Source organism: Jiangella asiatica (assembly GCF_004349065.1).
GTDB lineage: Bacteria > Actinomycetota > Actinomycetes > Jiangellales > Jiangellaceae > Jiangella > Jiangella asiatica.
The window spans coordinates 14,502-39,039 of the sequence record NZ_SMKZ01000060.1; the positions used below are offsets into that span (position 1 = coordinate 14,502).

Sequence of the window (24,538 nt, forward strand, 5' to 3'; positions counted from 1 at the left end):
TCGGGGTCGCCTCGACGAAGCGCGAGAGCGGGAGGCCTGGATTGTCGCGATTGCCGGGAACGCACGGGGAAACCGCGCATCGGAACGGCGATGACGGTTGGGTGAATCCTTCGCGCGTGGGTGCCCGTCAGCGTCGCGTGGCGGCACCGTCAGGCGTGGCGTGGCGGCACCCCGTCAGATGCGGCGCAGCGGCGCGACGACGCCGGCCAGCTCGCCGACGCCGGCCACCGGCAGGTGCTGCGTGGTGATGAGGTCGCCCGGTGTGACGACGCCGGTGCCGTCGACATCGACGTGGACGCGCAGCGAGAGGTCACGGCCCGGCGAGGCCTCCGGCACGTCCAGGTCGAACTCGATGACGCGGTTCGGCGCCAGCGGGACGCGTTCCAGCACCGTCCGCGCCACCACGGCCGACGGCGCGTCGGCCAGGGTCACGTCGTGGACCTCGACCGTCATCCGGGCCGCCGGCCCGGTCGGCGCGGTCTCCGGCAGTACTGCCTCGCCGTGCATCGTCCTCATCGTGTCCGTCCCTCGTCGTCCAGGGCCGCCAGCCGGGCGGCCACCGCGCCGGTGATCGGCAGGCCGGTCCGCTCCTCGGCGAACAGCCACAGCCCGGCCGGGTTCACCTCGAGAAAGGCGTACTCCCCGGCGGCCGTGCGGCGCAGGTCGACAGCACCGTAGACCAGGTCGAGCCGCTTCATCAGCGTGATGAGCGCATCGGTCAGCGCCGGCGGCAGGGCCACCGCCCGCATCGACGCCTCGCCGACCACCATCCGCATGTCGACGGGATACGACGTCCGGGTGGCGTCGATCTCGGCCGCGAAGACCTCGGTTCCGACGATCGTGACGCGCAGGTCGACGCCGGGCACGTACTCCTGGAAGATCACCGGCGCGTACCTGACGCTGGCCAGCCGGTCCAGGTCGGCGGCCTCGACCAGCCGCGTCTCGCGCCAGTCCCACGAGGCGAGCAGCGACTTGAACACCGTCCGGCCGACGCCGTGCCCGGCCACGAACGCGCGGGCCCGGTCCGGCTCGTTGGTGACCAGGGTCGGCGGCACCCGCAACCCGACCCCGCGGGCGACGGCCCACTGGTACGGCTTGCGGTGGGCGGCCTCGTCGGCGGCTCGCGGGTTGACCCACGTGCAGGGGAGCGCGTCGAGCATGCCGCCGACCGCCTGCGTGGTCTCGGAGACAGCGAACGCGCGCTCGCCGGGCTCGACGAGCGCCTCGTCCGGGTCGTGCCCGCGGATGCGGCGCCACCAGCCGACGCTCGCGCCGGCGAGGTCGACGGTGCGACCGTCCACGGTGACCTCGTGCCGGGGCGCCCGCCCGCCGTCGGCGTAGTCCAGCGAGAGCCCGGCCCGGGCCGGCAGATCCGACAGGTCGAGCCGGGTCACCTCGCGTCCCTGTCGCTCCAGGGTGCCGACGACGGCGTCGGTGTGGTCCTCGCCGGGATAGGAGACGACGAGGATCATCCGGGACGGCCCTGCAGCTGAGCCAACGCCGCGGCCGCCTGGTCGTAGGTCTCGACCAGCTCAGCGTGCTGCTGCTCGATCGCCGCGACGGCCTGTCCCAGCTGCTCCACCTGCGCGGCCAGGGCCGCGAGGCCGTCAGGCTCCGCCCCGCCGGCCCGGCTCGGCTCCTCGGTGACGAACGTCGCCGCGCCGCGCCGGAACTGCGGCAGGGTGATCCGCTCCCACCAGGGGACGCGGCCGGGATCGGCGCCGGCGTCCTTGCCGATCTCCTTGCGGGTCACCCAGGTCTCGGGGTCCCACAGCGGATCCTTCCCCGCCTCCTTGCGGGTGACGAACTCGTCGCTGGGGTCCTTGCGCAGCTCCTTGACGGTGACCGGGTCGCGCATCTGCTCCTTGTACGTCGCCACCGGTTCGGTCGCCGGGTCCTTGGCCTGCTCCTTGACGGTGATCGGCAGGCCCGGGTACAGCAGGTGGATGCCGTCGACGTCGCCGGCGGACAAACCGTCGCGCTGACCCAGTGTGACGCCCGGCGGCACCGGCTGCAGCGCGACGATGGTCGGCTGGCCGTTGACCGAGAACGCCGTCGGCGGGTAGTGCATGATCGAGCCGTAGTCGTACGGGCCGAGGTCGTCGCCGTCGGTGATGTGCTGGGTGAAGTTGTGCGCGAACGCCGAATCGATGTTGGTCCAGCGGACCTCCACGAACGTGTCACGGTCCTCGCGGCTCTGCTCGTGGTACAGGCCCAGCGTGTGGCCGATCTCGTGGATGGCGTTGCCGGTGCTGCAGTTCGTGCCCAGCGTGATGTTCTGCTGGCCGACACCGCGCATGCCGATGGGCGACGAGCAGCCGCCGCCGGTCTGGAAGTTCACCCAGTTGTCGTGTTCCGCGGTGCGCTGCACGAACCGGATGCGGGTGCGCGCCTCCCAATGGGCGATGGCGTCGGTGACCCGCTGCTGGTTGGGCAGCCCACTGGCGATGGTGTACGGGACGGTCGCGTCGGGCCATCGGAACTGGGCGCCGGTGATGGCGACGGACTGCAGGACGGGGCCGACGTCGGCGCTGACCCGCACCTGGTCGACCGGCCCGATCACGATGTCGCCCTCGACGACGGCGAGACCGCCGATCTCCGCGAACAGCACCGGCTTGCGCCGGAACGTCATGCCGTCGACGAGCGCCGTGCCCGCGATCGGACCCGCGAAGAACTCTCCCTTGCCCCGCTGCCCGGAGCTGGACGTACGCGATGTGGCGGCCATCTGGCTCACCCCGATTCCCCCCGGCGACCCGCCCAGGTGCGGGCTGCCCTCGCTGTGGTTCTACGCCCGTGGTGAGCGGTTGTCCAGACCTGATCACAACTCTGGCATCCTGGCAGGGTGACGAGCCTCATCGCCGCCGGCGCGGTCCTGGAGAAGCTGTCCACCGGTACCGAGTGGGCCGAAGGGCCGGTGTGGCTGCCCCGGACGCGGCGGGTGCGGTGGAGCGACATCCCGGGCGACCGCATCCTCGAGTGGGACGCCGGCAGCGGTGAGACCACCGTCTACGGCACCGGTGTCGAGTTCACCAACGGGCGCACCCTCGACCTGGACGGTCACGTCGTGCAGTGCTCGCACGGCCGCCGCCGGGTGGAGCGGGACGTCGACGGCGTCGTCACGCCGATCGTCGACCGCTACGAGGGCCGGCGGTTCAACTCCCCGAACGACGTCGTGGTCGCGTCGGACGGGTCCGTGTGGTTCACCGACCCGCCCTACGGCATCCAGGCGAGCGGCCGCGAGGGGCATCCGGGCGAGCAGGAGTACGGCGGCTGTCACGTGTTCCGCTACGACGAGCGCACGGGCGAGCTGCGCGCCGTCGTCACCGACATGGTGCACCCGAACGGCCTGGCGTTCTCGCCCGACGAGTCCGTCCTCTACGTTTCCGACACCAGCGGGCCACGGTCGGTCCGCGCCTACGATGTGGTCGACGGGCGGTGCGAGAACGGGCGGGAGTTCGTCACCGTGCGGCCCGGCGCCCCTGACGGCATCCGAGTGGACGTCGCGGGCCGGGTGTGGGCGTCCAGCGCCGACTCGGTCCAAGTCTTCGCACCCGACAGTGAGCAGGTCGCCGTCGTGCCGGTACCCGAGACCGTCGCCAATCTGTGCTTCGGCGGCGACGGCGGTACGGAGCTGTTCGTCACCGCGACGACCAGCCTGTACCGCATCCGCACCACGACGCGGCAGGCTGACCGCCCCGCGCCGCGCTGATCCGCGGCGACCACCGTCGGCGTCAGTCGCAGGGCGCGGTCCGGCCGCAGGACGACATGCTGCACCATCGGCGCAGGCCGGCGCGGTCGAGGAACAGCCAGCCGCAGGTCGTGCTGGCGCAGCGCCGCACGGTGAGCCGGCGCGGGTCGGCCAGCAGCCCGGCGGCGGACCAGGCGACGGCGTGCAGCGGAAGCCGGAGCCCCGTCGATCGGGGGAACGTCCACTGCGCCAGGCCGGCACCGTCGCGGCCGAACACCGCAGCACCGGCCGCGGCCTCGGCGAACGACGCGACGACCCGGTCGGCCACGTCGGCTCCGTCGCCGTCGGTGGTGGTCAGCGTGGCGCGCACGGCACCGCGCAGCGTCCGGGCGTCGTCGAGGACGGCGACGGCGTCGGCCGGTCGGCGCGCGGCCTGGTCGAGCAGCCAGTTCACGGTGTCGTCGTCGGTCAGGCCCTGGTGACCGACCCAGACGGCGAACGTGGCGAAGTCGCGCAGCCACTCGCTGCGCGGGAGCGGCGGGTCGTGGCCCCACCCGGCGTAGGTGTTGCAGAAGTCCAGCGCGGGGTGCCCGCCGACCGCCCATGGCAACGTGCGGCCGCGGACGGTGACCGCGTAGACGGGGGTCTCGGCGGAGGCCAGGCCGGGATCGGAGACGAGCACCCGCTGGTGCGCCGAGCGCAGGTGCGGACCGGGCTCGATGCCCAGCTCGTCGATCAGCACTCGCCGGGTGTCGCGATAGACCCGCAGCGCGTCGGCGGAGCGGCCGGAGCGGTACAGGGCAGTCATGAGCAAGGCCGCCAGCCGCTCCCGCGTGGGCTCCTCGGTCAGCAGCGCGCTCAGCTCCGCCACCACCCGGTCGGTGTCGTCCAGCTCCAGCTGGGTCTCCGCCCGCAGCTCCGCGGCGGTGAGACGCAGCTCGCGCAGGGCGCCGCCGAGCCGGCCGCGGAGATGGTCGTCGGCCACGTCGGCCAGCAGCGGGCCATGCCACCGTGCGATGGCGCCGTCGAGCAGCCTGACCCGGTCGGCCGGATTCGCGATGGCCGCCGCCGCCGTCACCGCGCGGGTGAACTCGGCGGCGTCGACAGTGTGCCCGTCGGGCTCGACGGCGTACCCCTCGCCGCGGGTCAGGATGGTCAGCCCGAGCGGACCCAGTGCGGTGCGCAGCCGACCGACGTAGGTGTGGACGGTCCCGCGCGCGGACGGCGGCGGCAGCACGCCCCACAGGAGGTCGACGATCCGGTGGATCGGCACCGTCGCACCGGGCTCCAGCAGGAGGATTCCGAGCAGGCAACGTTCCTGCCGGCGGACCAGGGTCTCGACGGCATGCCCGTCATGGCGGGCCTCGAATGGTCCCAGCAACCGGAATTCCACCGGTGCCGAGCCTACGCCGCGGTGGTGAGCCGGTGGTGAGTGGTCCGGGCGAGACTGCCTGCCGTCCGCGTCCCACCGACCCTGGAGGCCATTCCCGTGCGTCGAACCCTCCGCGCCGCCACCGTCGTACTGGTCACCACCGCCGTCGCCGCGGGTGCGGCCCTGCCGTCCGGCGCCGCGCCGGACCCGGCCGTCGCCGAGGCCACCGCCACCGGCTGGGTGCCGGCGCCGACCGTGCCGTGGGAGCGCCCAGCCGGCGTCATCTGCGACTTCGCCGTCCGCGCCGAGCCCGTGGTCGACGAGGTGATGAAGCTCGTGCTCGACGAGTTCCCAGACGGGACGCCGCAGCGCGAGATCTACACCGGCGACCTGGTCATGCGCGTGACCAACCTCGAGACCGGCGCGTACACCGACGCCGACGCCAGCGGCGACGCGCTCATCGAGTACCACGAGGACGGCTCCTCCACCTGGTACGTGCGCGGGCCGGTGCTGATGGGTGGCCGGGACACCGGCGGCAACCTGCCGCGCGGCTACTGGCGCGTCGACGGACTGTTCACCGCCGACATCGCCGCCAACGGCGAGAAGACGGTGACGATGGTCCACGGCACCCAGCACGACGTCTGCACCGACATCGACTGACCCGGCCTCGAGGCTCAGCTGTCGCAGAGCCGCCTGACCAGAGCCGGCAGATGGCTGGTCAGCGTCGACCAGATGAGATCGTCGCGGACACCGTCGTACTGGTGGGCGACATAGTTCCTGGTGTCACGGATGTCGCGCCACGGCACGTCGGGGAACCGGGCCCGGAAATCGTCCGGAAGCCGATCGACGGCGGCGGACACGTCGATGATGACGCTGCGCCCGGCCCGTCGGACGATGTCGTCGTCCGGGTCGACGAATGCCTCGCGGCCACGTCCGACGATGCGCTCCGCCGTGCGGGCGAACTGCTTCACGTCGTCGAGAACGCGGCTGACCCGGGCGTCGTCCGTCACACGGGCACCGCCTCGGCACGTGCCCGGGCAAGGACCCGCCCGTCGGCGCCGTCGCTGGCGATGTCGACGTGGACTCCCAGCAGCTCCTCGAGCTCTCGCGCGAGCCCGACCACCTCGAAGATCGACGTATCCGGGTCGAAGCGCACGAGGAGGTCGAGGTCGGAATCCAGCGTGTCGTTCCCCTTCGCAACGGAGCCGAACACTCGCGCGTCGTGTCCCCGGTGCGCCGCGACGATCTCCCGAACCAGTGCCCGGTGCCGGTCGAGCAGGACGGAGGGCTTCTCCCTGGCCGCCCTCAGAAGCCGATCCAGAGTGGCCGGCGACGGTGTCACGCGGCCCGGACTCGATGGCGGCGATGTTCGGCTGGTGCACGCCTGAGCGTCGGGCGAGCTCGCGCTGGCTCAGCCCGGTGCGCTGGCGCGCCGCCCGGACCTTGTCGCCGTCGGGCGTATCCATGCCGCGATGTAGCACGGTCTATATCGCTCGGTGATCCTGAAATCGCTGACACGAGCTGTCAGGGTCTATGCGGCACCATCGAAGCATGGACACGACGTTGAGTGGAAAGGTCGCGCTGGTCGCCGGTGCCACGCGAGGGGCCGGCCGGGGGATCGCGGTGCAGCTGGGCGCGGCCGGTGCGACGGTGTACGTCACTGGCCGCACCACGCGTGAGCGGCGCTCGGAGATGAACCGGCCGGAGACGATCGAGCAGACCGCCGAGCTGGTCACGGCCGCCGGTGGCCGGGGCATCGCGGCCGCGGTCGACCACCTGGAACGCGACCAGGTGAAGGCGCTGGTCGAGCGCATCGACCGCGAGCAGGGCCGGCTCGACGTGCTGGTCAACGACATCTGGGGCGGCGAAATGCTCGCCAGCTGGACGGACCGGCTCTGGGAACACTCGCTGGACGACGGGCTGCGCATCCTGCGGCTCGCGGTGGACACGCACATCATCACCAGCCACTACGCGCTGCCGCTGCTGATCCGCCAGCCCGGCGGGCTGGTTGTCGAGGTGACCGACGGGACCACCGAGTACAACGACAGCAACTACCGGGTGTCGTTCTTCTACGACCTGGCGAAGGTCTCGGTGACCCGGCTGGCCTTCTCCCAGGCCAAGGAGCTGGCCCCGCTCGGCGCGACCGCGGTGTCGCTGACGCCGGGCTGGCTGCGGTCGGAGCTCATGCTCGAGCACTACGGCGTCACCGAGGAGACGTGGCGCGACGCACTGCGGCGGGAGCCGCATTTCGCCATCTCCGAGACCCCGGCGTTCGTCGGCCGCGCGGTGGCGGCGCTCGCGGCCGACCCGAACGCCGCGCGGTGGAATGGGCAGTCGCTGTCCAGTGGACAGCTGGCCCAGGTCTATGGTTTCACCGATGTGGACGGCAGCAGCCCGGACGCCTGGCGGTACATCGTCGAGGTCCAGGACGCCGGCAAGCCGGCCGACACCACCGGCTACCGCTGAGCGTCCCGGCCGTAGTCGCCGAGCACCGGAGGCCTGATGGCGATCGACCGGAACGACCGTATCCGCTGGGGCATCCTCGGCACGGGAGGTATTGCGGGTTCGTTCGCTCGCGACCTCCAGCTCGTCGACGACGCCGAGGTCGTCGCGGTCGGCTCGCGGCGGGAGGAGTCGGCCGCCGACTTCGCCGGACGACTCGACATCCCGCACTCGTACGGCTCGTACGAGAAGCTGGTCGCCGACCCGATGGTCGACGTCGTCTATGTTGCGACCCCGCAGACCGCGCACGCCACCAACATCCGGCTCGCGCTGGAGGCCGGCAAGCCGGTGCTCTGCGAGAAGCCGTTCACCATCACCGCCGCCGAGGCCAGCGAGGTGGTGGCGCTGGCTCGGCAGCGCGGCCTGTTCCTCATGGAGGCGATGTGGACGCGGTTCCTGCCGCACATGCGCCGCGTCGACCAGCTGCTGAGGTCCGGAACGCTCGGCGAGATCACCACGGTGGTGGCCGACCATGGGCAGCGCATCCCGGCCGGTGAGCATCGCCTGCACCGTCCGGACCTGGCCGGTGGCGCACTGCTCGACCTCGGCGTGTACCCCGTGTCGTTCGCGTCGCACGTCCTTGGCCGGCCCGCCACCGTCTCCGCGGCCGGGACGCTCCTGTCCAGCGGGCTCGACGGGCAGACCTCGATGGTCCTGACCCACGAGAGCGGCGCGCACGCGATGCTGACGACGACGCTCGGTGCGCGCACCCCGAACCGGGCCAGCATCACCGGCACCGAGGGCCGCATCGAGATCGACGACGTCTGGTACGCGCCGACGTCGTTCTCTCTGCTGCGGCCGGGGTCGTCCGCGCCGGAGCGGTTCGAGCATCAGCGCGTCGGCGGTGGGCTGCGTCACCAGGCCGTCGAGGTGGGCCGGCTGTTGCGCGCGGGCGCCACCGAGAGCCCGGCGATGCCGCTGGACGAGTCCGTGACGATCATGGAGACGATGGACGAGGTGCGTCGCCAGATCGGACTGCGCTTCCCGGTGGAGAAGACGGCGGCGGACGGCTCACCGTAGGGCATGATCGCCCCAGAGGAGGGGCCATGAACTCGACCTTGACTTCGGGCGTCGTCGCCGCCCGGGTGCAGATTCCGCGGCTGGCGGTCAACACGCTCCAGCTCGACGGGCGCACCGGCGGCGAGCCGGTCGTCTTCGTGCACGGCAACGTGTCGTCCAGCGTGTTCTGGCAGCTCGCGATGGTCCAGCTGCCGGATCGGTACCGCCCGGTGGCCGTCGACCTGCGCGGCTTCGGCGGCACCGACGCGCTGCCGGTCGACGCCTCGCGCGGCGTGCGCGACTACGCCGACGACGTCGCCGGCGTGATCGACACGCTGGGCTTGGACGACGCGCACCTGGTCGGCTGGAGCATGGGTGGCGCCGTCGTACTGCAACTGCTCTTGGACGCGCCGGACCGGTACCCGTCGGTCACGCTGGTCAACCCGGTGTCGCCGTACGGGTTCGGCGGCACCCGCGGGCCGGACGGCGAGCTGGTCCACCCGTCGGCGGCGGGGTCCGGGGGCGGCGCGGCCAACCCGGACTTCGTCGCCCGGCTGGCTGCCGGCGATCACGGCGACGAGGCTCCCACGTCACCGCGCCAGGTGCTGCTGGCCGCGTACGTCAAGCCCCCGTTCGTCCCGGGCGACCTGGACGTCTACGTCGAGTCGATGCTGTCCACCGTCGTCGGCGACGACAACTATCCCGGCGACCACGTGGTGGCGCCCTCCTGGCCGGGGATCGGGCCTGGCCGGCGTGGCGTGCTCAACACCATGGCGCCGACCAACCTGCGGCTGGACGGGCTTCCCGACCTCGATCCCAAACCCCCGATCCACTGGATTCGCGGTTCCGACGACGTCATCGTCTCCGACACGTCGCTGTTCGACCTGGCCCACCTGGGTTCCATCGGCGCGGTGCCGGACTGGCCCGGCGAGGACGTGGCGCCGGCGCAGCCGATGCTCGCGCAGACCAGGGCCGTCCTCGAGCGCTATCGCGAGGCCGGCGGCACCACCAGCGAGGTCGTCATCAACGACACCGGGCACAGCCCGCACCTGGAGAAGCCGGTGGAGTTCGTCGCCGCGCTGGTGCAGGGGATGACGAGGCGGTGACGCTGCGCGTTCGCGTCGACGGCGGTGAGCTGTCCGTGCACGAGCTGACGGCCGCTCCGGACGGCGCTCCGCTGGTGGTCGCGCTGCACGGCATCACCGCGAACGCGCTGGCCCTCGCGGCCGTCGCGGCGGCACTGGACGGCAATGCCCGGGTCCTCGCGCCGGACCTGCGCGGGCGCGCCGAGAGCCGGGCGATCACCGGGCCGTGGGGCCTGGCCGCGCACGCCGCCGACGTGATCGCGGTCCTCGACGCGCTCGGTGCGCGGTCCGCGGTCCTGCTGGGCCACTCGATGGGCGCGTACGTGGCCGCGCTGACGGCGCTGCGTCACCCGGCGCGCGTGGACTCGGTCGTCCTGGTGGACGGCGGGGTCGGCTTCCCGGCGCCGCCCGGCACCGACATCGACGCGGCACTGGAGCAGGTGATCGGTCCGGCGATGCGGCGGCTCGGCATGGTCTTCGCCGACGACTCCGCGTACCTGGACTTCTGGCGGGCGCACCCGGCCATCGGGCCCGGCTTCGAGGCCCCGTGGCGCGAGCTGCTGGTGGGCTACCTGCTGCACGATCTGGTCGGTCCCGACGGTGCCCGGCGCTCGTCGTGCGTCCTCGACGCGGTCCGGGCCGACGGCGCTGACGTGCTTGCCGACGCCGAGGTGCTGCGTTCGGTCCGCGACGGCACCCGGCCGACGACGCTGCTGTGGGCGCAACGAGGGATGCTGGACGAACCCCAGGGGCTGTTCGACGACGACCGGCTGGCCGCGGCCGGCCTGCCGCCGGGAGTGAGCGTGGTCCCCGTCGGCGGCGTGAACCACTACACCGTCCTGTTCGAACCCCGCGCCGTACGGACCGTCGCGTCCGCCGTGGCCGGCGGCGTCAGCGGGCCGACCAGCCGCCGTCGATGACGAGGTTGGTGCCGGTGGTCGACTGGGCCGCCGGGCCGCACAGGTGGGCGACCGCCTCGGCCACCTCGCCCGGCTCTATCAGCCGCTTGATCGCCTCGTTGGCCAGCAGGACCTCGCTGACGACCCGTTCCTCGGGCAGTTCGTGCACCCGGGCCTGGTCGGCGATCTGCGCCTCCACCAGCGGGGTGCGGACGTAGCCGGGGTTGACGCAGTTGGAGGTGACACCATGCGCGGCGCCCTCCAGCGCGGTGACCTTGGACAGCCCTTCGAGCCCGTGCTTGGCGGTGACGTACGCGGACTTGTAGGCGCTGGCACGCAGCCCGTGTGCGCTGGAGATGTTGACGATGCGGCCCCACCCGCGCCGGTACATGCTCGGCAGCACGGCCCGGATGAGCAGGAACGGCGCCTCGAGCATGAGCCGCAGCATGAACGCGAAACGCTCTGGCGGGAACTCCTCCAGTCGGGCGACGTGCTGGATGCCGGCGTTGTTGACCAGGACGTCGACGTCGGGGACGACGCCGGCGTCCGCCGCGGCGAGGGCCGCCGTGTCGGCGAGGTCCACCACCCACGGCCGGCCGCCGCACTCCGTCGCTACGGCCGCGGCCCGGCCGGCGTCGATGTCGGCGACGACGACGTCCGCGCCGGCCGCTCCCAGCCGCCTGGCGATGGCGGCGCCGATGCCGCTGCCGCCGCCGGTCACGAGCGCCCGCCTGCCACTGAGATCGAGCTCCGCCATGCCAACACTCTAGGCCCGCCCTAAGCCCGGACATGATGATCGTCTGCTGCTTCCGTGAGCGCGCGGGACCTCGGAATGATCACGTTCAGCACGAGATCTCGTGTCACACCATGCTCGCAATCATGGTGACGCTCGGGGGATCCTGCTGAACGTGATCATTCCGAGGTCGCGGGGTGAGATTGCTGACGGCGGGTGGTGCGAAGCAGTGTGTCTTCGGGCACCTGTGCGCACACGCATGATGGTTCTCTGACTAGCATCAGAGAATGGACGAGGTCATGGTCGCACGGGTCCGGCGGTTCAACCGGGTCGTCACCCAGCGAGTCGGCGCCCTGAACGACCACTTCCTGTCCCTCGGCCGCCCGCTCGGCGAGTCGCGGCTGCTCTGGGAGATCGGCACGGAGGGCCGGTCGGTGCGGTCCCTGCGCGCCCAACTCGACCTGGACTCCGGCTACCTGAGCCGGTTGCTGCGGTCGCTCGAGCGGGCCGGTCTGGTCGTCACCGGACCGGACCAGGCCGACCGTCGGGTCACCGTCGCCCGGCTCACGCAGGCCGGTTTGGCCGAGCGCGACCAGCTCGACCGCCGCGCCGACGAACTGGCCGCGTCGTTGCTGGACCCGCTCACCGAGCGGCAGCGCGACCGGCTGGTCGCGGCGATGTCCGACGTCGAGCGGCTGCTGACGGCGGCCGGCGTGCGGGTGGCACCGGCCGACCCCGCCGACGCGGCCGCGCGTTTCTGCGTGGGGGAGTACGTCGCCGAGCTGAACAGCCGGTTCGACGCCGGCTTCGACCCCGCGCGCAGCATCCCCGCCGCGGACGCCGACCTCCGCCCGCCAGCCGGGCTGATGCTCGTCGCCACCCTGAACGGCGCCCCGGTCGGCTGCGGCGCGCTGAAGCTCCACGGCACCGAACCGGCCGAGATCAAGCGGATGTGGGTCGCCGAGTCCGCCCGCGGCCTGGGTCTTGGCCGGCGGTTGCTGACCGAGCTGGAGCGGCGGGCCGCCACCCTGGGCGCCCGGGTGGTCCGGCTGGAGACCAACCAGACGTTGACCGAGGCCATCGAGCTGTACCGCTCCGCCGGCTACACCGAGGTGGAAGCGTTCGACGCCGAGCCCTATGCCCACCACTGGTTCGAGAAGACACTGCCTGCCGACGCGCGGTGACGACCTGCGACAATTGGCTCATGACGGAGCGTAAGCCGTCCGGTCTGAACTTCGAGTCGTGGATCGACAAGCAGATCCGCGAGGCTCAGGAGCGCGGCGAGTTCGACGACCTGCCGCTCAGCGGCAAGCCGCTGCCGAGCCGCCGTCCCGGCGACGAGCTCTGGTGGGTCCGCGAGAAGCTCGCCCGCGAGGGCGAAACCACTGACGCCCTTCTGCCCACGCCGCTCAAGCTGCGCAAAGAGATCCATCGCCTGCCCGAGACGCTGCGCGACGTCCGCTCCGAACTGGCCGTACGCGACGTCGTCGACGAGCTCAACGAACGCATCAAGCAGTGGCTCCGCGCACCGTCAGGGCCGCAGATCGCCGTTGGGGTGGTAGACGCCGAGGCCGTCGTCGAGCAGTGGCGGGCGGACCGCGCCGAGCGGGAGCAGGAGGCCGCGGCGCAACGCGAGGCCGCGGCCGAGCAGGCCGCGCGGCGGGCCGCCGCCGAGCGGGCGGCCGCCGACCACGCCAGAGCCGAGCGGCGCGCGGCCAGCTGGTGGCGGCGGCTGGGCGCCAGGTTGCTCGGCCGGTGACCACGCCACGACGTCAGGTGCCCAGGAACTCGGTGATCACGGGGGCATGTGCGTCCGCCTTCACCATGTGCGTCTGACCGGGCAGCGTGCGGTGCTCGGCGTTCGGCAGGACCTCGGCGAGCTGGCGCTGGCTGTTGCGCATGTAGTCCGGGCTCTTTCCACCGTCCATGACCAGCGTGGGCACGGTGACCGACGTCCAGCGGTCGGCAGGCAGCGGCTTGCCGGCGCCCGTGCCGCCGAGCACGCGGAGGTCGTTCGGGATGGTGGGCGCGACCGCTTTCAGCTTCTTCCAAACCGGTGTCAGCTTCATGATCGCCACCATGAATCCCGGCGCGCCGACCGTCTTCATGAACAGCTGGACTGCATCGCTCCGGCGGTCGGCCGCGATCAGCTGGTCGGTACGTTCCAGCAGGTCGACCGGCCACGGCTGGTGCGTTGAGTCCGTGACGGCGGGCAGCTCGTACAGCGCCAGCTTCCTGATACGGCTGTCCGGCCGCTTCGCCGCCTCCAGCGCCAGCGCGGCGCCGGACGAGCAGCCGTACACGACGACCTCGCCGCCGGCCGCGGAGATCAGCGCCTCCAGGTCCTCCACCTCGCGCTCGACGGCGTACGCCTTGGTGTCGCCGCTCTCGCCTCGGCCGCGCCGGTCGTAGAAGTAGACGGTGAAGCTGCCGGCCAGGGCGTCGGCGAGCTTGGCCGCCGGGCCGAACGCGCGATAGCACATCGCGCCGTCGACGAGGATCAGCGGCGGGCCGGAGCCGACTCGCGAGTAGGCGATCGTGGTGCCGTCGGCCGAGGTCACGGTGGGCATGATGGGTTCTCCAGTTCGTGTCGTGTTCGAGCCGTGTCGTGTCGTGTGTCAGCTGAGGACGCGGGTCAGCCAGGCCTGCCAGGCCGCGTCGGTGTGCCGTCCGCCGTCGTCGGCGAAGACGTGGTGCGAAGCGATCATGGGGCCGCGGAAGCCCTTGAGGAACCGGAACAGTGCGTCATCGGTGCGGACGCCGAGGGTGTCGGCGTTGACGAAGTAGACGGTGCCGGCCCGCTCCGCGTCGCCCAGCCGCACCCTGACCCCGTCGCCGGTGGTGACGGGGGCTCGGGGAGGCAGGCCGAGTTCGGCGTGCAGCGCCGCCCAGGCCGCGTCCCAGTCCGGGACCAGGGGGCCGAACGCGGTGACCGGGGTGGCGGTGCTGCCCGCGAAGTGCGTGAGGTACTCGGCCAGGGTGCGGAAGAACATCGCGTTGCCCTTGGTCATCGCGTCGAACTCGTCCTCCCAGTCGTCGCCGGGGAGGAAGCCGCTGGTGACGATGCGCAGCGTACTGCTGGCGTGCTCGCGGGCCTCGATGAGGAACTCGTAGGCGACGAAGCGGCCGTCCGGCGCGGTCTGCGACGTGTAGGACAGCCTCCGTCGCGGCTCCCAGGACGTGACGGCGTACTCCGGCGTGTAGCCGCCGAAGGCCATCCGGACGGTGCCGCCCTCGCCGGCCTCGACCTCCGTGCGACCCATGAACCAGGAGTCGATTCCAGGGCCGGTGGCGATGGCCTCCCAGACCTCCTCGGGGGTAGCGTCGACGGTGACCTCGTCGCCGGACTCGAACCGGTGACCCACGTCAGGGCTCCTTCGTCTCGGCGCCGGTGCCGACGCTGGGATGGATGGCGACGACGACGCGGTGCGTGCGGCCGCCAGCGGCGGACTCGTCGTGGTACTTGGAAACCAGGCGGGTGACGCTGTTGGCCAGCTCCTCGGCGAAGGCGGCGCGGTCGGCCGCGGAGGCGAAGCGCACCTCGCCGTCGATGGCGAAGGTGGCCACCCGCTGACGAGCCCTGGTGGACGCGGTGATGAGCAGGCCGACGTCGCGGACCAGGCGCGACGCCAGCGCGAGCAGCCAACGCGCCGACAGCTTGTCAGGGGAGCGTGACGGGTCGGGCTGCACCGCAGCCAACGCCACCGGCGAGATGACGTATGAGGCCGCCGTGGCCCGCATCAGCCGCTCGGTGACGTTGCCCTTCCGTCGCTCCTCGACCAGCTCGACCAGGCCGTGCCGCTCGAGCGTGCGCAGGTGGTAGTTCACCTTCTGGCGCGGCAGGCCCACGCGAGCGGCGAGCATAGTGGCCGAGCCGGGCTCGGTGAGTGCGGCCAGCAGCCGCGTACGCATGGGGTCCAGCGACGCCTCGGCGGCGGCTGGGTCTTCGATCACTGCTACGTCTTGCATGGCGCCAACACTGTCACCGACAAATTTTCTTGTCAAGAGTGCTGGATCTGTCGGTGAAGGAGCCTTCCGTGCGGGTCGAGCGCGAGCTGAGTGGCCGCATCGCGCGGGGGTCATCACGAGGACTTCGCGTCCATCACGAGGTCTACAAGCATGGTGCGACACGAGATCTCGTGCTGAACGTGATCATTTAGCCGACGTGGGGTGGGATCTCTTGGCTTTTGGGAGCTGATGATGCGAACATGTGTTCGTGGCGAGTGGGGCGACCATCCTCCATGCCGACCTCGATGCGTTCTATGCGTCGGTCGAGCAGCGGGATGACCCTGACCTGCGTGGGCGGCCGGTCATCGTCGGCATGGGCGTAGTGCTCGCGGCCAGCTACGAGGCCAAGGCCCGCGGTGTGCGGACGGCCATGGGCGGGCGGCAGGCTCGCCGCCTCTGCCCGGACGCCGTCGTGGTCTCGCCGCGCATGTCCGCCTATGCCGACGCCAGCGACGCGGTGTTCGAGGTGTTCCGCCAGACCACGCCGGTGGTCGAGGGCCTCTCCATCGACGAGGCGTTCCTCGACGTCGGCGGGTTGGCGCGGATCTCCGGCCCGCCGCAGCAGATCGCGGCCCGGCTGCGGCTCGAGGTCCTGGAGCAGGTCGGGCTGCCCATCACGGTCGGCGTCGCGCGCACGAAGTTCCTGGCCAAGGTCGCCAGCGCGGTCGCCAAGCCGGACGGCCTGCTGGTCGTGGAGCCGGAGCGGGAGCTCGAGTTCCTCCATCCGCTGCCCATCGAGCGGCTGTGGGGCGTCGGTGAGAAGACCTCGGCCAAGCTGCGCAGCCGGGGCATCCTCACCGTCGGCGACGTGGCGCGGCTCGCGGAGAAGTCCATGGTCGCCATCCTTGGCGGGGCTGCCGGCCGGCACCTGCACGCGCTCGCCGTCGGCCGCGACCCCCGCCACGTCGAGGTCGGCCGCCGCCGCCGATCCATCGGGTCGCAGCACGCGCTCGGGCACCGGCCCAAGACGCCGGCGGAGCTGGATGCGGTGGTCGTGGGGCTGATCGACCGAGTCGCGCGCCGGCTCCGCTCCGCCAGCCGGGTGTGCCGCACCGTCGTGCTCCGGCTGCGCTTCGACGACTACACCCGCGCCACGCGGTCGCACACGCTCGCGGAGTCCACCGCGCACACCGCCCACCTGCTCGCCGTCGCCCGCGGGCTGCTCGCCGGCGCGCGGCCGGCCATCGACCGGCGCGGCCTCACCCTCGTTGGCGTCGCGCTGTCCAACCTCGACGACGACGGCGCCGTCCAGCTGCCGCTGCCGTTCGACCGGCACGTCCCCGGTGCGCTCGACGCCACCCTCGACGAGGTCCGCGAGCGGTTCGGCTCCACGGCGGTCACTCGCGCCGTGTTGCTCGGGCGCGACCCGGGCATCACCATCCCGATGCTCCCCGACTGAGCGACGGCCCCAGCCGCGTGGGGCGACGTTCGGCGGCCAACCACCCGGCCGTGTCGATCTGGGCCGGACTTGTTCGTGGTGGGGTGAGAGGCGGATCGGCCCGCCCCGGTGGGGTGGTCGCTCCTGGTGACCGGTCGAGGCCGAGCGGGATTCCTCCGCAGGGGACGGCGTGGCGCCCGGCTCGCGCGGCCTCGTCGTCGATTGAGTGCTGACAGCGTTCAATCCGATCGAGCTCTCCTGTTGGACAACACCTCAGCCGGCCACGGATGCTGGAGCCCGAGACGCCACCGGAACCGTCAGGAAGACGAACGCGAATGTTGAAGACAGCACCACTGGGCCGCACCGGCATGTCCATCACCCGGGTCGGCTTCGGCGCCTGGGCCATCGGCGGCGGTGACTGGGCCTTCGCCTGGGGCGAGCAGGACGACACCGAGTCCGTGGCCGCGATCCGGCATGCCGTGGAGTCCGGGGTGAACTGGATCGACACCGCGGCCGTCTACGGGCTGGGCCACTCCGAGGAGGTCGTCGCGCGGGCGCTGAAGGACCTTCCGGCCGCCGACCGCCCGTACGTGTTCACCAAGGGCGGCCTGATCTGGGACGAGGCGAACCGGCGCCGGCAGGCCAGCCGCATCGGCGATCCGGCCAGCCTGCGCCGTGAGGTCGAGAGCTCGCTGCGGCGGCTCGGGGTCGAGCGCATCGACCTCTACCAGATGCACTGGCCGGCCGAGGACGGCACGCCGCTCGAGGTCTACTGGCAGACCTTCCGCGACCTCGTCGACGAGGGCAAAGTGCGCGCCGTCGGGCTGTCCAACCACGACGTCAAGCAGTTGGAGGCGGCCGAGGCCATCGGCCACGTCGACTCCTTGCAGCCGCCGTTCAACCTGATCCGCCGCTGCGCCGCCGACGACGTCATCGCGTGGTCGGCCGAGCACGAGACCGGTGTCGTCGTGTACAGCCCGATGGCATCGGGCTTGCTGACCGGCGCGTTCGACGAGCGGCGCGCGGCCGCCCTCTCCGACGACGACTGGCGCAGCCGCAGCGCGGAGTTCACCGGCGACGGGCTGCGCCGCAACCTCGCGCTGGTCGAGGAGCTGCGGCCCATCGCCGAGCGCAAGGGCGTCTCCGTCGCGGCGCTGGCGGTCGCGTGGACGCTGGCGGTCCCTGGGGTCACGGGCGCGATCGTCGGTGCCCGCCGGCCGAGCCAGATCGACGGCTGGCTGCCCGCGGCGGACCTCGAGCTCGACCACGCCGACCTCGACGACATCGCCGCCGCGCTGACGGTCAGCGGTGCGGGGAGCGGCCCGACACGCCCCTGACCGCCACGGCGCGCGACGATGGGGAGTCCGCGCTCACCGCGAGCAGGCGCAGACCACGGGCCGCCACCGCCCGCGGCACGATCGTCACGGTGGTCCAACCCGCGGGGCGCCAACCGGCCGCGAATCGCCCGTGCAGCTCATCCGCGCGCCGGACATGCCGGGCGAACACGCGGGGCCGGAGCACGCGGGCCCGGGTGAGCTGACCGTCCAGCGCCTCGGCCGCCGACGCGTCCAGCCACACCAGGCACCGCGCACGTCCGGTCACGTGCCCGAGAAGCAGCAGCGCGGCACGGGTGCCCGGCCGGGTGGCGGGTTCGTGCACCACCACCGTGCCGGGCGCGGCCACGGCGTGCCACAGCACCCGAAGCCGGTGCACGAGGTGCACCAGCAGGCGGTACGACCGGTACGGCCAGCCGACCCGTGCACGCACCCACCGGTGCACCTGGTCGGAGTCCAGGACCGTGGCCGGCTCGGTCACCTCGAGGCGACCGAGCAGCGAGGTCTTGCCGGCGCCGGGCAACCCCGCCACCACGACCAGCGCGCGCTCGGGCGTCGCGATCGAGTCGGCGGACGACGGCGCGACGGACGGTTCGATAACGGACGGTCTGGCGGTGCACGGTGAGACGGTCATGACATGGACAACCGCCGGGACTGTGCCCACCGTTCACGAAACGCCGGATTCTCATGGAATTCACATGAAACGAGCCCGGCGGTCGCGACCAAGCGTGATCCCCGTTGCGGCGTGGATCGGCCGGAGTACCTTATCGCTATGCGTGCCCTGACCGTTCAGCCGATGACGCCCGGCTCGGTCCGGGTCACCGAGGTACCCGATCCCGTGCCCGGCGTCGGCGAGCTGCTCGTCGACGCTTTGGCGGTCGGAATCTGCGGCACAGACGCGGAGATCATCGGTGGCCAGTTCGGCTGGCCGGCCCCGGGTCGCGACCGGCTGGTCATCGGGCACGAGTCGCTGGGCCGGGTGCGCGAGGCACCGGCCGGTAGCGGGTTCGCCGCCGGCGACCTCGTCGTCGGTGTGGTCCGTCGGCCCGACCCGGTCCCGTGCGGCGCGTGTGCCCACGGCGAGTTCGACATGTGCCGCAACGGTCAGTACACCGAGCGCGGCATCAAGGAGCTGGACGGGTTCGCCAGCCAGGCGTGGTGCATCGAGTCCGACTACGCCATCTCGATCGAGCCGCGCCTGGAGCCGGTCGGCATGCTGGTCGAGCCGGTCAGCGTGGTGGCCAAGGCGTGGGAGCAGATCGAGCGGATCGGCGCCCGGGCGTGGTTCGAGCCGAAGACGGTCCTCGTCACCGGCGCCGGTCCGATCGGCCTGCTCGCCGCACTGCTCGGGGTCCAGCGCGGGCTCGACGTCCACGTACTCGACCGGGTGGACGGCGGCCCCAAGGCCGACGCCGTCGCCGCCCTCGGCGCCACCTACCACCACGACGGGCTGGCGAAGGCGACGGCAACCGCGCTGCCCGACGTCATCGTCGAGGCCACCGGGGCGTCGGAGCTGGTGTTCGAGGCGATGGCCAACACAGCGGCCGCGGGCATCGTCTGCCTGGCCGGCGTCTACCCGGACGGCCGGTCCGTCTCGGTCGACGCCAGCGGCCCCTATCGCGAGATGGTGCTCGAGAACGACGTGCTGTTCGGCTCTGTCAACGCCAACCAGCGGCACTTCGCGGCCGCGGCCGACGCGCTGGCGGCGGCCGACCTCGATTGGCTCGGCCGGCTGGTGACCCGCAGGGTGCCGCTGGAGGCCGCTCCGGACGCGCTGGCACCGCGCGACGACGACATCAAGGTCGTGGTGACGCTGGACTAGCCGATCCGCTTGGTCCGAGTTGTCCGGAACCATCGGCGAAGTCCGCGCCCAGCCGCGATGATGGGTGCCGTGGCCGACGCGACCGATCTTCATGACGACGCTCTGTGGCTCGGAGGCTCCTACGACTTGGCCATGGAGCTGGGCGATCGCGACGACTCGCGACTGGCGGCCGCACTGGATGCGGTGTGGCGTGCGGCCCAGGTGGAGGACTGCGTCGGCGTGCCGGGCGAGGCGGGCAACGCGGTCGTCGAATCCGAGTGCACGCTCGACGCGCTGCTGCGGCACGGCCGGCTGGCTGGGCGGACGGTGCTGCCGCGCGGCAGGCCGGTGGTGTGCGGCGTCCGGGCGCTGCGGGGCGCGCGTGCGGCCGGCAACGGGCGGCGCGCCGGCGTCGACTGGCTGGTCTTCTTCCTACCGGTCGGTGCGCTGGACCGGGCCGAGCCGCGCAGCGCCGCGTTCCCGTTCCGCGGCGGCGACTCCTTACTGTGGCGCCGGCCGCTGGACCGCTGGCTGTCCGGCATCGGCGCGGCTGTGCACCAGGAGGTGCCCTACCGGCTGGGCCTGGTCGGCCCGGACGTCGCCGGCCTGACCACGGCTCGCGCGCTGGACGGCGAGCCACCGGCGGAGCGGTGGGCCGGCTACCTCATCCCGCGCGACGGCGAGCTGGTCTACCACCAGGCCGACCGCTGACCCCCCGTCGACGACGGTGTCAGGTCACCGTGCCGCAAGCCGGTCGAACGCCGCGCCGACGTCGCCGTCGTCGCCGAACACGACCTCCTGCTTGTCGCCGAAGTACCGGAAGAACGTGCTGCGGCCCACCTCGGCTCGCTCGGCGATGTCGGTGACGGTGACGTTGTCGAAGCCGCGCTCGGCGAACAGCGCGTGCGCGGCGTCGATGATCGCCTCCCTGGTGCGCTGCTGCTTGCGATCGCGCAACGTCTCCTTGACCACGCCATAGAGCCTAGGCGGACGGGTCGATGGGGTGGCGCATCCAGACGTTCGGCTCGACGTAGACGGCGTGGTCGTGCTCCACACTGGCGAGCACGGGCACCAGCGCGCCGGGGACGACGACCTCACCGGAGGTGTCGAACGGCAGCCCGGTCCAGGACCGCCAGTCGGCCAGCGTGCCGGTGATGACCATCGAGCGGGGTGCCACCTTGACGATCTCGGCGCCGGCGCGGGCGTGCACGCGCAGCCAGGGGTCGGCCGGCAGGCCGTCGGGCCGGGTCCGGTGGGCGTACTCGCCGATCGGGACGTGCGGCTCCTGGTGCTTCGCGCTGGGCCGGACCGGCGCGACCAGTTCGGTGAAGCCGAGACGGCGGACGTTGTCGCGCATCGCCGCGAGCATGACCGTCGCCAGGCCCTCACCGCGCCGGTCCGGCCGGATGGCGATCTCCAGGGCCGACACCAGGTTCGGCTCGGTGCCGCGGTCGCGGTCCTGCGTGGCCCAACGTATGACGGCGTCCCAGCCGTCGTCGGGCAGCTCCGTTCTGCGGCCGGAGCCGAACTCGAACGGCACCGTGTACGCCACCGCCACCGGCACGTCCGGCGGTTCGTAGGCGACCAGGACGTGCTGGGGATGATTCCGTTCGACGTCCGTGTAGTAAAGGCTCCCCATCGGGTCCTTCTCCATGAACGTCGGCCAGAGGTGTTCGAGCTTGTCCGCCACGGCGGAGAGCTCGGGGCGGCGGTCCAATGGTTCGACGACGAGGTTCGTGGACATCGCACGGATTGTGCCAGTCACACCCGGCCCGGACTCAATCCTTTTCGTCGAGCATGTCGGTCTGGCGCTCGACGGCCCGGCCGATCAGCGCGGCGACGGCGTCGGGCTCCGCGGCGGCACGGGCGTACGGAACGGTCCGGACGTAGGCGCCGGAGCCCTCCAGCAGGCCGGCCGGGTCGTCGAGCAGGACGCCCTTGTGGAACGTCAGGGTGACGCTGCGCTTGGTGGCGGCGACGGCGCACAGCCAGTGGTGCCAGTCGTCGCCGGCGGTGAAGGTGAGCCGGCCCCACTTGACCGCCTCGTCCAGGCCGGGCCGGCTTTTGCGCACCTGGTCGGCGAGCGCCGTCGCCTCGTCCTGCCGGTCGGGCGGCAACCGCTCGAGCCACGCGTCGATGCCTCGCTGGTCGGTCATGTCGCTCCTCCTGAAGAGCACCTGAAGATCATGCGCAAGCCCATCGAGTCCATGTTCGTCGCCCCCGGACGACGGTTTCCAACATAGCCGCGGCGACTAGCCTGACTGGGATGACGATCGAGGTGCACGAGTACGACGAGAAGTGGCCGGCGCTGGCCGCGGCGGCCGGCGACGAGCTGCGGGCGCTCCTGCCCGGCGTGTTCATCGAGCTGGAGCACATCGGCAGCACGTCCGTGCCTGGCCTGGCCGCCAAGCCGATCATCGACCTGATGGGCTCGGTGCGTCGCCTGGGCGACGTCTCCGATCGGGAGTCGGCCCTGGCTGGGCTCGGGTACGAGCCGTTCGACACCGGGATGCGTGAGCGGTTGTTCTACTTCCGCGCCGGCGCCGACGGCCGGCGCACGCACCACCTGCACGTCGTCACCGTCGACACCTGGGACACCCGCAACGAACGGCTGCTCCGTGACCACCTGCGCGCCCACCCGGAGGCGGCGCGGCGCTACGCCGACCTGAAGCTGCGGCTGGCCGCCGAGACCCACGACAGCGACTCTTACACGCGGGCGAAGACCGCGTTGGTGCAGGAGCTCGTGGACGCGGCGCGGACAGCTCGCGGACTGTCCCTGGAGTGTGTCTGGGAGGAGTGAGCCATGAGCGGGACCCGCGCTCATCTCGACGAACGGTTCGACGGAACCACCCTCGATCCGGGGGTGTGGTTTCCGTACTACCTGCCGCACTGGAGCTCGCGGGTCGCCTCGGCCGCCACCTGGTGGGTCCGCGACGGCGAGCTGCGGCTGAGCGTACCGGCCGAGCAGCCGCTGTGGTGTCCCGACGTCCACCCCGAGCCGATGCGGGTCTCCTGCGTCCAGACCGGCAGCTTCGCCGGCGCCGTCGGCAGCACCGTCGGGCAGATGCCGTTCCGTGACGGGCTGCGCGTGCGCGAAACACAGCCGACGCTGTGGGGCTACACGCCGCACTTCGGCCGGATCGAGGTGCGGATGCGCGGCACCGTCACCGAGCGGTCGATGGTGGCGTTCTGGATGTCCGGCATCGAGGATCGCCCGGAGCGCTCCGGGGAGCTTTGCGTGGCGGAGGTGTTCGGTGCCGGGGTGCGCGGCGGCGTGACCGAGGTCGGGATCGGGGTGCACCGGTTCCGCGACCCCGCGCTGACCGAGGAGTTCGGCACGGTGCCGCTACCCATCGACGTGTCGGATTTCCACACCTACGGCGTCGACTGGCGTCCCGGTGCGGTGACGTTCACCGTCGACGGCGACCAAGTGCGGCGCGTCGGTCAGGCGCCGGACTACCCGATGCAGCTGATGATCGGCGTGTTCGACTTTCCCGGCCGGGCCGCTGGTGAGGGCGGGCCGGTGCCGGTGCCTGAGCTCGTCGTCTCCCACGTGCGCGGCCGCCCGTTCGGCTGACGTCGCCTTGTCAGATGGCCTATCGTAACGCTACGGTGTCATGTGTAAGAAAAAGCTGACATATGAAGGAGGAGGATGACGGTGGCGCGCCCGACCGGTGACGAGCTGGTCGAGATGTTGGCGGCGTTGGCCAACCCGATCCGGCTGCGCATCATCGCGACCCTCGCCGGTGGCCGCGACTACGTGAGCCATCTGGCGCGAGAGATCGGCATCAGCCGTCCCCTGCTCCACATGCACCTGCAGCGCCTCGAAGCCGCCGGCCTCGTCCTCGGGAGCCTCGAGCTCTCCGAGGACGGCAAGGCCATGAAGTACTTCGAGGTCACCGACTTCGACCTGCACCTCACCGCATCCGAGCTCGCCCGGGCGGCCTCGACCCTCACCAGTCCGGACCCGCGGAAGGGCCCACCACGTAAGGAGCAGACCTGATGAGATTCGGCGACGACACGTCCTGGCCGGAGGCGATCCTCGTCCTCGGGGTGATCGGCCTGGTCGTCTTCCTGATCGGTGCCGCGCTGGCCACGTTCCTCGACCTACGCAAGATCCGGGTCACCGCGCAGCAGGAAGAGAGCCTGCGCCAGCTGGTGGGCCGCTACGAGCAGCTCGCCTCGACCACCCTCGATGCGCAGCAGCGCGTGGCTGCCGACGTGGCCGAGCTGCGGTCGCGGACCACGTCCATCGAGCAGATCCTGCGCACGGTGGAATAAGGGGGCGTGCCGTGAAGGCGATCGTTCGTGACACCTACTGCCCGCCGGACCAACTGCGGCTGGCTGACGTCGACCGGCCCGCCATCGGCGCCGAGGACGTGCTGATCCGGGTCCACGCGGCCGGGGTCGACCAGGGCGTGTGGCACCTGGTGACCGGGCTTCCCTATCCGGTCCGGCTGGCGGGGTTCGGGCTGCGGCGTCCCAAGAACCCCGTCGTCGGCAGCGATGTCGCCGGCCGGATCGAGGCCGCGGGGGCGCGGGTGACCGGCCTGCGTCCCGGCGACGAGGTCTTCGGCACTTGCGACGGCGCCTATGCGTCTTTCGCGCGGGCCGGTCAGGGATCTGTGGTGGCGAAGCCGTCGAACGTGACGTTCGAACAGGCGGCCGCGGTGGCGACGTCGGCGTGTGCGGCGCTGCAGGCACTGCGCGACAAGGCGGAGGTGCGGGCGGGGCAGCGG

30 protein-coding genes and 2 pseudogenes are annotated in these 24,538 nt (G+C 72.0%); 17 read left to right on the forward strand and 15 right to left on the reverse strand.

Annotation, left to right across the window (positions count from 1 at the left end; all coding sequences use genetic code 11):
* Nucleotides 1–174: 174 nt before the first annotated feature.
* The 3 genes from E1269_RS27485 to E1269_RS27495 are packed head-to-tail and all read right to left on the reverse strand — an operon-like array spanning nucleotide 175 to nucleotide 2,725.
* Entirely contained in the window at nucleotides 175–507 is a 333-nt protein-coding gene (locus E1269_RS27485) for a YbaY family lipoprotein (protein ID WP_162606656.1), read from the reverse strand.
* A 5-nt stretch (nucleotides 508–512) separates the two neighbouring features.
* The gene (locus E1269_RS27490; RefSeq protein WP_131900640.1) at nucleotides 513–1,472 is read right to left on the reverse strand and encodes an ATP-grasp domain-containing protein; all 960 of its coding nucleotides are present in this window, start codon (nucleotides 1,470–1,472) and stop codon (nucleotides 513–515) included.
* A complete protein-coding gene (locus E1269_RS27495) occupies nucleotides 1,469–2,725 on the reverse strand; it encodes a M12 family metallopeptidase (protein ID WP_131900642.1) in 1,257 nt (418 codons plus the stop codon). Before E1269_RS27495 ends, E1269_RS27490 begins: the two co-directional genes overlap by 4 nt.
* A gap of 117 nt (nucleotides 2,726–2,842) precedes the next feature.
* Here E1269_RS27495 and E1269_RS27500 point away from each other — a divergent pair, with 117 nt between their 5' ends.
* Nucleotides 2,843–3,709: an SMP-30/gluconolactonase/LRE family protein gene (locus E1269_RS27500; RefSeq protein ID WP_203434136.1), complete on the forward strand. Its 867-nt coding sequence runs from the start codon at nucleotides 2,843–2,845 to the stop codon at nucleotides 3,707–3,709.
* 22 nt (nucleotides 3,710–3,731) lie between these two features.
* Here the strand turns inward: E1269_RS27500 and E1269_RS27505 are convergent, their stop codons facing one another.
* The gene (locus E1269_RS27505) at nucleotides 3,732–5,081 is read right to left on the reverse strand and encodes an AfsR/SARP family transcriptional regulator (RefSeq protein ID WP_131900644.1); all 1,350 of its coding nucleotides are present in this window, start codon (nucleotides 5,079–5,081) and stop codon (nucleotides 3,732–3,734) included.
* 96 nt (nucleotides 5,082–5,177) lie between these two features.
* Between E1269_RS27505 and E1269_RS27510 the strand changes: the two genes are divergently transcribed.
* Nucleotides 5,178–5,720, forward strand: coding sequence for a hypothetical protein (locus tag E1269_RS27510; protein WP_203434137.1), 543 nt, complete (start codon nucleotides 5,178–5,180; stop codon nucleotides 5,718–5,720).
* Between the two features lie 14 nt (nucleotides 5,721–5,734).
* Here the strand turns inward: E1269_RS27510 and E1269_RS27515 are convergent, their stop codons facing one another.
* The 3 genes and pseudogenes from E1269_RS27515 to E1269_RS34455 form a co-directional block, all read right to left on the reverse strand.
* Nucleotides 5,735–6,070 carry a HepT-like ribonuclease domain-containing protein gene (locus E1269_RS27515; protein ID WP_131900646.1) on the reverse strand — a complete coding sequence of 112 codons (336 nt, stop codon included), beginning with the start codon at nucleotides 6,068–6,070 and terminating at the stop codon, nucleotides 5,735–5,737.
* Nucleotides 6,067–6,402: a nucleotidyltransferase family protein gene (locus tag E1269_RS27520; RefSeq protein ID WP_203434138.1), complete on the reverse strand. Its 336-nt coding sequence runs from the start codon at nucleotides 6,400–6,402 to the stop codon at nucleotides 6,067–6,069. The genes E1269_RS27515 and E1269_RS27520 overlap by 4 nt, the downstream gene beginning before the upstream one ends.
* A 46-nt stretch (nucleotides 6,403–6,448) precedes the next feature.
* Nucleotides 6,449–6,526: pseudogene (locus E1269_RS34455) on the reverse strand (hypothetical protein); the annotation flags it as partial.
* A gap of 85 nt (nucleotides 6,527–6,611) precedes the next feature.
* Between E1269_RS34455 and E1269_RS27525 the strand changes: the two are divergent.
* Genes E1269_RS27525 through E1269_RS27540 form a run of 4 tightly spaced genes read left to right on the forward strand, consistent with a single transcriptional unit; the run spans nucleotide 6,612 to nucleotide 10,566 of the window.
* Nucleotides 6,612–7,526, forward strand: coding sequence for an SDR family oxidoreductase (locus E1269_RS27525; protein ID WP_131900648.1), 915 nt, complete (start codon nucleotides 6,612–6,614; stop codon nucleotides 7,524–7,526).
* Nucleotides 7,527–7,562: 36 nt separating this feature from the next.
* Complete coding sequence (locus tag E1269_RS27530; protein WP_131900650.1) at nucleotides 7,563–8,582, forward strand: Gfo/Idh/MocA family protein; 1,020 nt, start codon at nucleotides 7,563–7,565, stop codon at nucleotides 8,580–8,582.
* A 26-nt stretch (nucleotides 8,583–8,608) separates the two neighbouring features.
* Entirely contained in the window at nucleotides 8,609–9,667 is a 1,059-nt protein-coding gene (locus tag E1269_RS27535; protein ID WP_131900652.1) for an alpha/beta fold hydrolase, read from the forward strand.
* On the forward strand, nucleotides 9,664–10,566 hold the full coding sequence (locus tag E1269_RS27540) for an alpha/beta hydrolase (protein ID WP_131900654.1): 903 nt from the start codon (nucleotides 9,664–9,666) through the stop codon (nucleotides 10,564–10,566). The genes E1269_RS27535 and E1269_RS27540 overlap by 4 nt, the downstream gene beginning before the upstream one ends.
* On the opposite strand, the gene E1269_RS27545 is transcribed toward E1269_RS27540, so the two are convergent.
* Entirely contained in the window at nucleotides 10,538–11,302 is a 765-nt protein-coding gene (locus tag E1269_RS27545) for a 3-hydroxybutyrate dehydrogenase (RefSeq protein WP_131900656.1), read from the reverse strand. The genes E1269_RS27540 and E1269_RS27545 overlap by 29 nt on opposite strands.
* Nucleotides 11,303–11,565: 263 nt before the next feature.
* Here E1269_RS27545 and E1269_RS27550 point away from each other — a divergent pair, with 263 nt between their 5' ends.
* A complete protein-coding gene (locus tag E1269_RS27550) occupies nucleotides 11,566–12,462 on the forward strand; it encodes a bifunctional helix-turn-helix transcriptional regulator/GNAT family N-acetyltransferase (protein WP_131900658.1) in 897 nt (298 codons plus the stop codon).
* A 20-nt stretch (nucleotides 12,463–12,482) separates the two neighbouring features.
* On the forward strand, nucleotides 12,483–13,037 hold the full coding sequence (locus E1269_RS27555; protein ID WP_131900659.1) for a DnaJ family domain-containing protein: 555 nt from the start codon (nucleotides 12,483–12,485) through the stop codon (nucleotides 13,035–13,037).
* A 13-nt stretch (nucleotides 13,038–13,050) separates the two neighbouring features.
* Here the strand turns inward: E1269_RS27555 and E1269_RS27560 are convergent, their stop codons facing one another.
* Genes E1269_RS27560 through E1269_RS27570 form a run of 3 tightly spaced genes read right to left on the reverse strand, consistent with a single transcriptional unit; the run spans nucleotide 13,051 to nucleotide 15,247 of the window.
* Nucleotides 13,051–13,848 carry an alpha/beta fold hydrolase gene (locus E1269_RS27560; protein WP_131900661.1) on the reverse strand — a complete coding sequence of 266 codons (798 nt, stop codon included), beginning with the start codon at nucleotides 13,846–13,848 and terminating at the stop codon, nucleotides 13,051–13,053.
* A 48-nt stretch (nucleotides 13,849–13,896) separates the two neighbouring features.
* Entirely contained in the window at nucleotides 13,897–14,643 is a 747-nt protein-coding gene (locus E1269_RS27565) for an SRPBCC family protein (protein ID WP_131900663.1), read from the reverse strand.
* Nucleotide 14,644: 1 nt separating this feature from the next.
* Nucleotides 14,645–15,247 (reverse strand): ArsR/SmtB family transcription factor, encoded by a 603-nt coding sequence (locus tag E1269_RS27570; protein WP_131900665.1) that lies wholly within the window; start codon nucleotides 15,245–15,247, stop codon nucleotides 14,645–14,647.
* 241 nt (nucleotides 15,248–15,488) lie between these two features.
* On the opposite strand from E1269_RS27570, the gene dinB reads away from it, so the two are divergent.
* Nucleotides 15,489–16,685 (forward strand): DNA polymerase IV, encoded by a 1,197-nt coding sequence (gene dinB / locus E1269_RS27575; RefSeq protein ID WP_131900667.1) that lies wholly within the window; start codon nucleotides 15,489–15,491, stop codon nucleotides 16,683–16,685.
* 314 nt (nucleotides 16,686–16,999) lie between these two features.
* Nucleotides 17,000–18,001 (forward strand): aldo/keto reductase, encoded by a 1,002-nt coding sequence (locus tag E1269_RS27580; protein WP_203434139.1) that lies wholly within the window; start codon nucleotides 17,000–17,002, stop codon nucleotides 17,999–18,001.
* On the opposite strand, the gene E1269_RS27585 is transcribed toward E1269_RS27580, so the two are convergent.
* Nucleotides 17,967–18,632: an AAA family ATPase gene (locus tag E1269_RS27585; RefSeq protein WP_131900669.1), complete on the reverse strand. Its 666-nt coding sequence runs from the start codon at nucleotides 18,630–18,632 to the stop codon at nucleotides 17,967–17,969. The genes E1269_RS27580 and E1269_RS27585 overlap by 35 nt on opposite strands.
* Nucleotides 18,633–18,770: 138 nt before the next feature.
* Between E1269_RS27585 and E1269_RS27590 the strand changes: the two genes are divergently transcribed.
* Together E1269_RS27590 and E1269_RS27595 are read left to right on the forward strand one after the other, a co-directional pair.
* Nucleotides 18,771–19,820 (forward strand): glucose 1-dehydrogenase, encoded by a 1,050-nt coding sequence (locus E1269_RS27590; RefSeq protein ID WP_131900671.1) that lies wholly within the window; start codon nucleotides 18,771–18,773, stop codon nucleotides 19,818–19,820.
* A 69-nt stretch (nucleotides 19,821–19,889) separates the two neighbouring features.
* Complete coding sequence (locus E1269_RS27595; protein ID WP_131900673.1) at nucleotides 19,890–20,510, forward strand: hypothetical protein; 621 nt, start codon at nucleotides 19,890–19,892, stop codon at nucleotides 20,508–20,510.
* A gap of 30 nt (nucleotides 20,511–20,540) precedes the next feature.
* Here the strand turns inward: E1269_RS27595 and E1269_RS27600 are convergent.
* The 3 genes and pseudogenes from E1269_RS27600 to E1269_RS27610 all read right to left on the reverse strand — a co-directional run.
* Nucleotides 20,541–20,771 (reverse strand): annotated as a pseudogene (locus E1269_RS27600) (TetR family transcriptional regulator); the annotation flags it as partial.
* A gap of 10 nt (nucleotides 20,772–20,781) precedes the next feature.
* Entirely contained in the window at nucleotides 20,782–21,543 is a 762-nt protein-coding gene (locus tag E1269_RS27605; RefSeq protein WP_131900675.1) for an N-acetyltransferase, read from the reverse strand.
* Between the two features lie 34 nt (nucleotides 21,544–21,577).
* Nucleotides 21,578–21,955 carry a DUF1801 domain-containing protein gene (locus E1269_RS27610; RefSeq protein WP_131900677.1) on the reverse strand — a complete coding sequence of 126 codons (378 nt, stop codon included), beginning with the start codon at nucleotides 21,953–21,955 and terminating at the stop codon, nucleotides 21,578–21,580.
* Between the two features lie 110 nt (nucleotides 21,956–22,065).
* Here E1269_RS27610 and E1269_RS27615 point away from each other — a divergent pair, with 110 nt between their 5' ends.
* The 5 genes from E1269_RS27615 to E1269_RS27635 all read left to right on the forward strand — a co-directional run.
* Nucleotides 22,066–22,599: a GrpB family protein gene (locus tag E1269_RS27615; RefSeq protein ID WP_131900679.1), complete on the forward strand. Its 534-nt coding sequence runs from the start codon at nucleotides 22,066–22,068 to the stop codon at nucleotides 22,597–22,599.
* 3 nt (nucleotides 22,600–22,602) lie between these two features.
* Nucleotides 22,603–23,376, forward strand: coding sequence for a glycoside hydrolase family 16 protein (locus E1269_RS27620; protein WP_131900681.1), 774 nt, complete (start codon nucleotides 22,603–22,605; stop codon nucleotides 23,374–23,376).
* A gap of 75 nt (nucleotides 23,377–23,451) precedes the next feature.
* The gene (locus E1269_RS27625; protein ID WP_131900683.1) at nucleotides 23,452–23,802 is read left to right on the forward strand and encodes an ArsR/SmtB family transcription factor; all 351 of its coding nucleotides are present in this window, start codon (nucleotides 23,452–23,454) and stop codon (nucleotides 23,800–23,802) included.
* Complete coding sequence (locus E1269_RS27630; RefSeq protein ID WP_131900685.1) at nucleotides 23,802–24,080, forward strand: hypothetical protein; 279 nt, start codon at nucleotides 23,802–23,804, stop codon at nucleotides 24,078–24,080. The genes E1269_RS27625 and E1269_RS27630 overlap by 1 nt, the downstream gene beginning before the upstream one ends.
* Before the next feature lie 11 nt (nucleotides 24,081–24,091).
* Nucleotides 24,092–24,538, forward strand: a 447-nt coding sequence (locus E1269_RS27635; RefSeq protein WP_162606657.1) for an alcohol dehydrogenase catalytic domain-containing protein, incomplete at its 3' end; no start/stop codon positions are given.

Bases quoted from the DNA above. Each gene is read 5' to 3' on its own strand.
- E1269_RS27570 (WP_131900665.1), bottom strand. From the start codon at position 15,247: ATGCAAGACGTAGCAGTGATCGAAGACCCAGCCGCCGCCGAGGCGTCG.
- E1269_RS27560 (WP_131900661.1), bottom strand. From the start codon at position 13,848: ATGCCCACCGTGACCTCGGCCGACGGCACCACGATCGCCTACTCGCGA.
- E1269_RS27630 (WP_131900685.1), top strand. From the start codon at position 23,802: ATGAGATTCGGCGACGACACGTCCTGGCCGGAGGCGATCCTCGTCCTC.
- E1269_RS27585 (WP_131900669.1), bottom strand. From the start codon at position 18,632: ATGACCGTCTCACCGTGCACCGCCAGACCGTCCGTTATCGAACCGTCC.
- E1269_RS27620 (WP_131900681.1), top strand. From the start codon at position 22,603: ATGAGCGGGACCCGCGCTCATCTCGACGAACGGTTCGACGGAACCACC.
- E1269_RS27590 (WP_131900671.1), top strand. From the start codon at position 18,771: ATGCGTGCCCTGACCGTTCAGCCGATGACGCCCGGCTCGGTCCGGGTC.
- E1269_RS27610 (WP_131900677.1), bottom strand. From the start codon at position 21,955: ATGACCGACCAGCGAGGCATCGACGCGTGGCTCGAGCGGTTGCCGCCC.
- E1269_RS27525 (WP_131900648.1), top strand. From the start codon at position 6,612: ATGGACACGACGTTGAGTGGAAAGGTCGCGCTGGTCGCCGGTGCCACG.
- E1269_RS27485 (WP_162606656.1), bottom strand. From the start codon at position 507: ATGCACGGCGAGGCAGTACTGCCGGAGACCGCGCCGACCGGGCCGGCG.
- E1269_RS27555 (WP_131900659.1), top strand. From the start codon at position 12,483: ATGACGGAGCGTAAGCCGTCCGGTCTGAACTTCGAGTCGTGGATCGAC.
- E1269_RS27530 (WP_131900650.1), top strand. From the start codon at position 7,563: ATGGCGATCGACCGGAACGACCGTATCCGCTGGGGCATCCTCGGCACG.
- E1269_RS27625 (WP_131900683.1), top strand. From the start codon at position 23,452: ATGACGGTGGCGCGCCCGACCGGTGACGAGCTGGTCGAGATGTTGGCG.
- E1269_RS27495 (WP_131900642.1), bottom strand. From the start codon at position 2,725: ATGGCCGCCACATCGCGTACGTCCAGCTCCGGGCAGCGGGGCAAGGGA.
- E1269_RS27490 (WP_131900640.1), bottom strand. From the start codon at position 1,472: ATGATCCTCGTCGTCTCCTATCCCGGCGAGGACCACACCGACGCCGTC.
- E1269_RS27605 (WP_131900675.1), bottom strand. From the start codon at position 21,543: ATGTCCACGAACCTCGTCGTCGAACCATTGGACCGCCGCCCCGAGCTC.
- E1269_RS27535 (WP_131900652.1), top strand. From the start codon at position 8,609: ATGAACTCGACCTTGACTTCGGGCGTCGTCGCCGCCCGGGTGCAGATT.
- E1269_RS27550 (WP_131900658.1), top strand. From the start codon at position 11,566: ATGGACGAGGTCATGGTCGCACGGGTCCGGCGGTTCAACCGGGTCGTC.
- E1269_RS27580 (WP_203434139.1), top strand. From the start codon at position 17,000: ATGTTGAAGACAGCACCACTGGGCCGCACCGGCATGTCCATCACCCGG.
- E1269_RS27545 (WP_131900656.1), bottom strand. From the start codon at position 11,302: ATGGCGGAGCTCGATCTCAGTGGCAGGCGGGCGCTCGTGACCGGCGGC.
- E1269_RS27615 (WP_131900679.1), top strand. From the start codon at position 22,066: ATGACGATCGAGGTGCACGAGTACGACGAGAAGTGGCCGGCGCTGGCC.